Source organism: Pseudomonas sp. AGC41 (assembly GCF_057334555.1).
In genome coordinates, this window is sequence record NZ_JBHFJB010000067.1 from 83554 (window position 1) to 88098 (window position 4545).

Annotated in this window: 4 protein-coding genes and 2 pseudogenes; 3 read left to right on the forward strand and 3 right to left on the reverse strand. The window is 59.9% G+C overall.

Annotated features, from left to right (window positions below):
• Together ACE04F_RS13065 and ACE04F_RS13070 are read right to left on the reverse strand one after the other, a co-directional pair.
• A pseudogene (locus ACE04F_RS13065) lies at window positions 1-517 on the reverse strand (hypothetical protein); the annotation flags it as partial.
• Between the two features lie 34 nt (window positions 518-551).
• Window positions 552-1397, reverse strand: a complete 846-nt coding sequence (locus ACE04F_RS13070) for an AAA family ATPase (RefSeq protein ID WP_486107239.1) — start codon at window positions 1395-1397, stop codon at window positions 552-554.
• A gap of 199 nt (window positions 1398-1596) precedes the next feature.
• On the opposite strand from ACE04F_RS13070, the pseudogene ACE04F_RS13075 reads away from it, so the two are divergent.
• Together ACE04F_RS13075 and ACE04F_RS13080 are read left to right on the forward strand one after the other, a co-directional pair.
• Window positions 1597-1826: pseudogene (locus ACE04F_RS13075) on the forward strand (DUF4160 domain-containing protein).
• On the forward strand, window positions 1814-2314 hold the full coding sequence (locus ACE04F_RS13080; RefSeq protein WP_486107241.1) for a DUF2442 domain-containing protein: 501 nt from the start codon (window positions 1814-1816) through the stop codon (window positions 2312-2314). Before ACE04F_RS13075 ends, ACE04F_RS13080 begins: the two are co-directional and overlap by 13 nt.
• Here the strand turns inward: ACE04F_RS13080 and ACE04F_RS13085 are convergent.
• Complete coding sequence (locus ACE04F_RS13085) at window positions 2311-3387, reverse strand: DUF748 domain-containing protein (protein ID WP_486107243.1); 1077 nt, start codon at window positions 3385-3387, stop codon at window positions 2311-2313. The genes ACE04F_RS13080 and ACE04F_RS13085 overlap by 4 nt on opposite strands.
• A 124-nt stretch (window positions 3388-3511) precedes the next feature.
• On the opposite strand from ACE04F_RS13085, the gene cysK reads away from it, so the two are divergent.
• Entirely contained in the window at window positions 3512-4486 is a 975-nt protein-coding gene (gene cysK / locus ACE04F_RS13090; RefSeq protein WP_486107245.1) for a cysteine synthase A, read from the forward strand.
• Window positions 4487-4545: the final 59 nt, after the last annotated feature.

Here is a 4545-nt window from a genome sequence, read left to right on the forward strand (position 1 = left end):
TCTTGTACTCGCGCTGGTCCCAGACTTTCACGGCCTTGCCCTGGCGTTTGCCAGCGTCGCCGACCCGGATGCCTTCGGGGTTGAAGCCGCCGGAACCGAACGGGCTGGTGCCGCCGGTGCCGATCCACTTGTTGCCGCCGGCGTGGCGTTCCTTCTGTTCTTCCAGACGCTTCTTGAATTCTTCGATCAGCTTGTCCAGGCCGCCGAGGGACTGGATCTGCGCCCGCTCTTCATCGGTCAGGGAGCGCTCGAACTCCTTGCGCAACCAGTCCTCGGGAATCAACGCCTGGAGATGATCGTCGAGTTTTTCCAGGCCATTGAAGTAAGCGCCGAACGCTCGGTCGAACTTGTCGAAGTGCCGTTCGTCCTTCACCAGGATGGCTCGGGACAAGTAATAGAACTCGTCCATGTCGGCAAAGATCACCCGTTGTTTCAGCGCGTTGATCAGGTCCAGCAGTTCGCGCACCGAAACCGGCACCTTGGCGGCGCGCATCTCATTGAACAGGTTAAGCAGCATGGCAATCGCCCTCGCTCTTGTTGGACGAAGAGGCTCAGCGAGTGCCGCGACGGCTCATGAACGCCAGGCGCTCGAGCAATTGCACGTCCTGTTCGTTCTTGACCAGGGCGCCGGCCAGCGGCGGGATGGCCTTGGTCGGATCGCGCTCGCGCAGCACCGCTTCGCCGATGTTGTCGGCCATCAGCAGCTTGAGCCAGTCCACTAGTTCAGAGGTGGAGGGTTTTTTCTTCAGGCCCGGTACTTTGCGTACATCGAAGAACACGTCCAGCGCTTCGCTGACCAAGTCTTTCTTGATGTCCGGGTAGTGCACGTCGACGATTTTCTGCAGGGTGGTGCGGTCGGGGAAGGCGATGTAATGGAAGAAGCAGCGGCGCAGGAACGCGTCAGGCAGTTCCTTTTCGTTGTTGGAGGTAATGATGATGATCGGGCGCTGCTTGGCCTTGATGGTTTCGTCCGTCTCGTAGACGTAGAACTCCATCTTGTCGAGTTCCTGCAGCAAGTCGTTGGGGAACTCGATGTCGGCCTTGTCGATTTCGTCGATCAGCAGGATGACCCGCTCTTCGGACTCGAACGCCTCCCAGAGCTTGCCTTTCTTCAAGTAGTTGCGCACATCGTGGACCTTGTCCACGCCCAGCTGTGAATCACGCAGGCGGCTGACCGCATCGTATTCGTACAGGCCTTGGTGGGCCTTGGTCGTGGATTTGATGTGCCAGGTGATCAGGCGCGCGCCGAAGGACTCCGCCAGTTGTTCGGCGAGCATGGTCTTGCCGGTGCCCGGCTCGCCCTTGACCAGCAACGGCCGTTCCAGGGTGATGGCGGCGTTGACGGCCAGTTTCAGGTCATCGGTGGCCACGTAGGCGCGGGTGCCTTCGAACTTCATCTGCAATTCCTCGAACGGTGTCGCCGGCCTGACGAGGCGGGGCGCGCGAAATAAATGTCGTGCCCGACTATAACGCGCAGCCCCGCCGACTGTGAACGCAGACGCTGTATTCAGTCTCTGAATGGGGCGTCACATGTTGACTCAGTCTCGGCGTCTTGCCAGTATTGCTTATCGCCAAATTGGCGATACATTCCATGGCATGTCTACTAAATATCGATTCAGAGATACCTATCGCATCCAATTGCGGGAAAGGGATCATCCACCTCCCCATGTCCACCTCACCGGTGGCGGAGTGGATGTCGTCCTGAGTCTGGAAACCGTTGAGTCATGATGGGCCGCGCTCCGCCATTGATTATCAAGGAAGCGCTGGACTGGGTCCGGGCCCATCAGGTGCAACTGCTGGAGGATTGGCAACGATGCTACCCATGAAACGGCCGCGGCTAATGGCCGTGCAACCTTTATCGCCGTTCAGTCTCGAACTGATATTCATCGACGGTCAGCAACTGCGGCTGGACTTGAGCGCCGAGGTGCAAAATTATCCGGGCTTGCAGCCATTGCTTGAAGGCGGTGCGTTTGGTGGCGCAGCCCTGGGCGACGACGGCTGGAGTGTGGAGTGGCCCGACCTGGATATCCAGATCGGTGCCGACACCTTGTATTTCAGCGCATTGGCCCAGAACGCCGCGGATGAAAACACCCGCATCTTCATCGATTGGCGCGCCCGAACCGGGTTGCCATTAAACAAGGCGGCCGAAGCATTGGGAGTCAGTCCGCGAAGTATCACTCGCTACAGCAGCGGCCGCGAGGCGGTACCGCGATCGCTGGCTCTCGCATGCCTGGGCTGGGACTCCCTGCAGCGCGGAACAGGCCGGGCGGTGGCGGAGCAAAAAGGTCGCTACGTTGTCACTCCCAAGACCTAGTCTTTGGAGGGCGGCGGCTGTTCATAACGGGCATTGAAGGCCTGGACAAAACCGTTGCGCAGAATCTGCAAAAAAGCTTCGAAGGCGCTGATGTTCTGCTGATGCACGTTGCCGCTGAGTTCCACGCGGGTGGCGAACTGGTTCTTGCTCTGGTTTTTCAGAGCTGTTTCGCCTGTGCCGACCAAGGCTTCCCAGACCGAGCGGAAGATGTTCTTGTTCTCGTTTTCGACGTCCTGTTGCCAGTCGAACACGTCCACACCGCGAAGCAATGGCTTGATGTAACCGCTGAGGCGGGCATTTTCGGCTTCGGCCTCGACCACCAGGTCGCCGTGGCCGGCGTTGAAGTCGAACTTGCCATAGGCGGCGGCAAAATCGTTCAGGCGCTTGAGCTCGATGTTGGTAGCGCGCAGGCGGAAGTCGAAATCCTCGAAGTCGCTCAATGGGTCGAAGGTCGCCTGGACTTCCAGTGGCGCATGTTCGGCCACCAGTGCCTTGCCTTCGAAACGGGCGTCGCGCTTGCCTTCGGTGTCGACCACGTTGGTCAGGTTATAAAAACTGGCGTTGACGTTGGTGGCTCGCAGATTGACCGGTGGCTTGGAATTGAAATTGCGAAACGTGGCCTTGCCGTCGCTGATCCGCACCTCGTTCAGGGTGATGGGCATCAGCTTGCTCAATTGCTCGCGCCAATTGGTGCCCCGGCCGGTCTGGGAGTTCTGCCGGTTGGGCCCGCCGTCGACGAAGTTGACTTCGGGGTGGGTAAACTCCACCGCGGCCACCACCGCATGGTCATACCAGAGCGAGTGCCAGCTCACGGACAGGTCAACCAGCGGCGCGTCGACGAATGGCACCGGGATCTTGCCGTCGACCTTGACGATTTTCAGGCCGTTGATCCGGTAGGCACCGCGCCAGAGCGCGAGGTCGACATCGCTGACCTGGCCGCGGTAGTCGCCCATGTCCGCCAGTTTATCGTTGAGGTAGTCGCGCACCAGATAAGGCAGGGCGAAATGCACAGCCACCAGCACCGCAACGATGGCGACGAAGGCCCACAGTGGCCAACTGTATCGACGCTTCATGTCAGTAGTCTCCGTTGTTAAAACCATTGACTCATGTAACAACTGGAACGTTCGCTGCAACTGGACGCCCTTTGGCAACAGGCTTACCTTTAAGCGTTAATTCCCCTGCATTAAGGACCCGGTCATGAGTCGTATATACGCTGACAACGCCCATTCCATCGGCAATACGCCACTGGTGCAGATCAACCGCATCGCACCGCGCGGCGTGACCATCCTGGCGAAAATCGAAGGGCGCAACCCGGGTTATTCGGTCAAGTGCCGGATCGGCGCGAACATGATCTGGGACGCTGAGAGCTCAGGCCGTCTCAAGCCAGGCATGACCATCGTCGAGCCAACCTCGGGCAATACCGGCATTGGCCTGGCGTTCGTGGCCGCCGCCCGTGGCTACAAGCTGATGCTGACCATGCCGGCGTCCATGAGCATCGAACGGCGCAAGGTACTCAAGGCCCTCGGCGCGGAACTGGTGCTCACCGAGCCGGCCAAGGGCATGAAAGGCGCCATCGAGAAGGCCGCCGAAATTCTCGCCAGCGACCCGTCGACATATTTCATGCCGCAGCAGTTCGATAACCCGGCGAACCCGGCGATTCACGAGAAAACCACCGGTCCGGAAATCTGGAACGACACCGACGGCGCGGTGGACGTGCTGGTCGCGGGCGTGGGCACAGGCGGAACCATCACCGGGGTTTCGCGGTATATCAAGAACACCTGTGGCAAACCGATCCTGTCGGTAGCGGTGGAACCCGAGGCTTCGCCGGTGATTACCCAGGCGATGGCGGGGCAGGAAATCAAGCCGAGCCCGCACAAGATCCAGGGAATCGGTGCGGGTTTTGTGCCGAAGAACCTCGATCTATCGATTGTCGATCAGGTCGAGCGGGTGACCGATGAGGAGTCCAAGGCCATGGCCCTGCGCCTGATGCAGGAAGAGGGCATCCTCTGCGGCATTTCCTGCGGCGCGGCCATGGCCGTGGCGGTGCGCCTGGCGGAAAAACCGGAGATGCAGGGCAAGACTATCGTGGTGATCCTGCCTGATTCGGGCGAACGGTACCTGTCGAGCATGTTGTTCAGTGACCTGTTCACCGAGCAGGAGATCCAGCAGTAACTGAACGCTGGACTCAACGGAGAAGGCTTGTTGTGGGGGGGGGGGGGGGGGGGGGGGGG

Bases quoted from the DNA above. Each gene is read 5' to 3' on its own strand.
- ACE04F_RS13070 (WP_486107239.1), bottom strand. From the start codon at position 1,397: ATGAAGTTCGAAGGCACCCGCGCCTACGTGGCCACCGATGACCTGAAA.
- ACE04F_RS13080 (WP_486107241.1), top strand. From the start codon at position 1,814: ATGCTACCCATGAAACGGCCGCGGCTAATGGCCGTGCAACCTTTATCG.
- ACE04F_RS13085 (WP_486107243.1), bottom strand. From the start codon at position 3,387: ATGAAGCGTCGATACAGTTGGCCACTGTGGGCCTTCGTCGCCATCGTT.
- cysK (WP_486107245.1), top strand. From the start codon at position 3,512: ATGAGTCGTATATACGCTGACAACGCCCATTCCATCGGCAATACGCCA.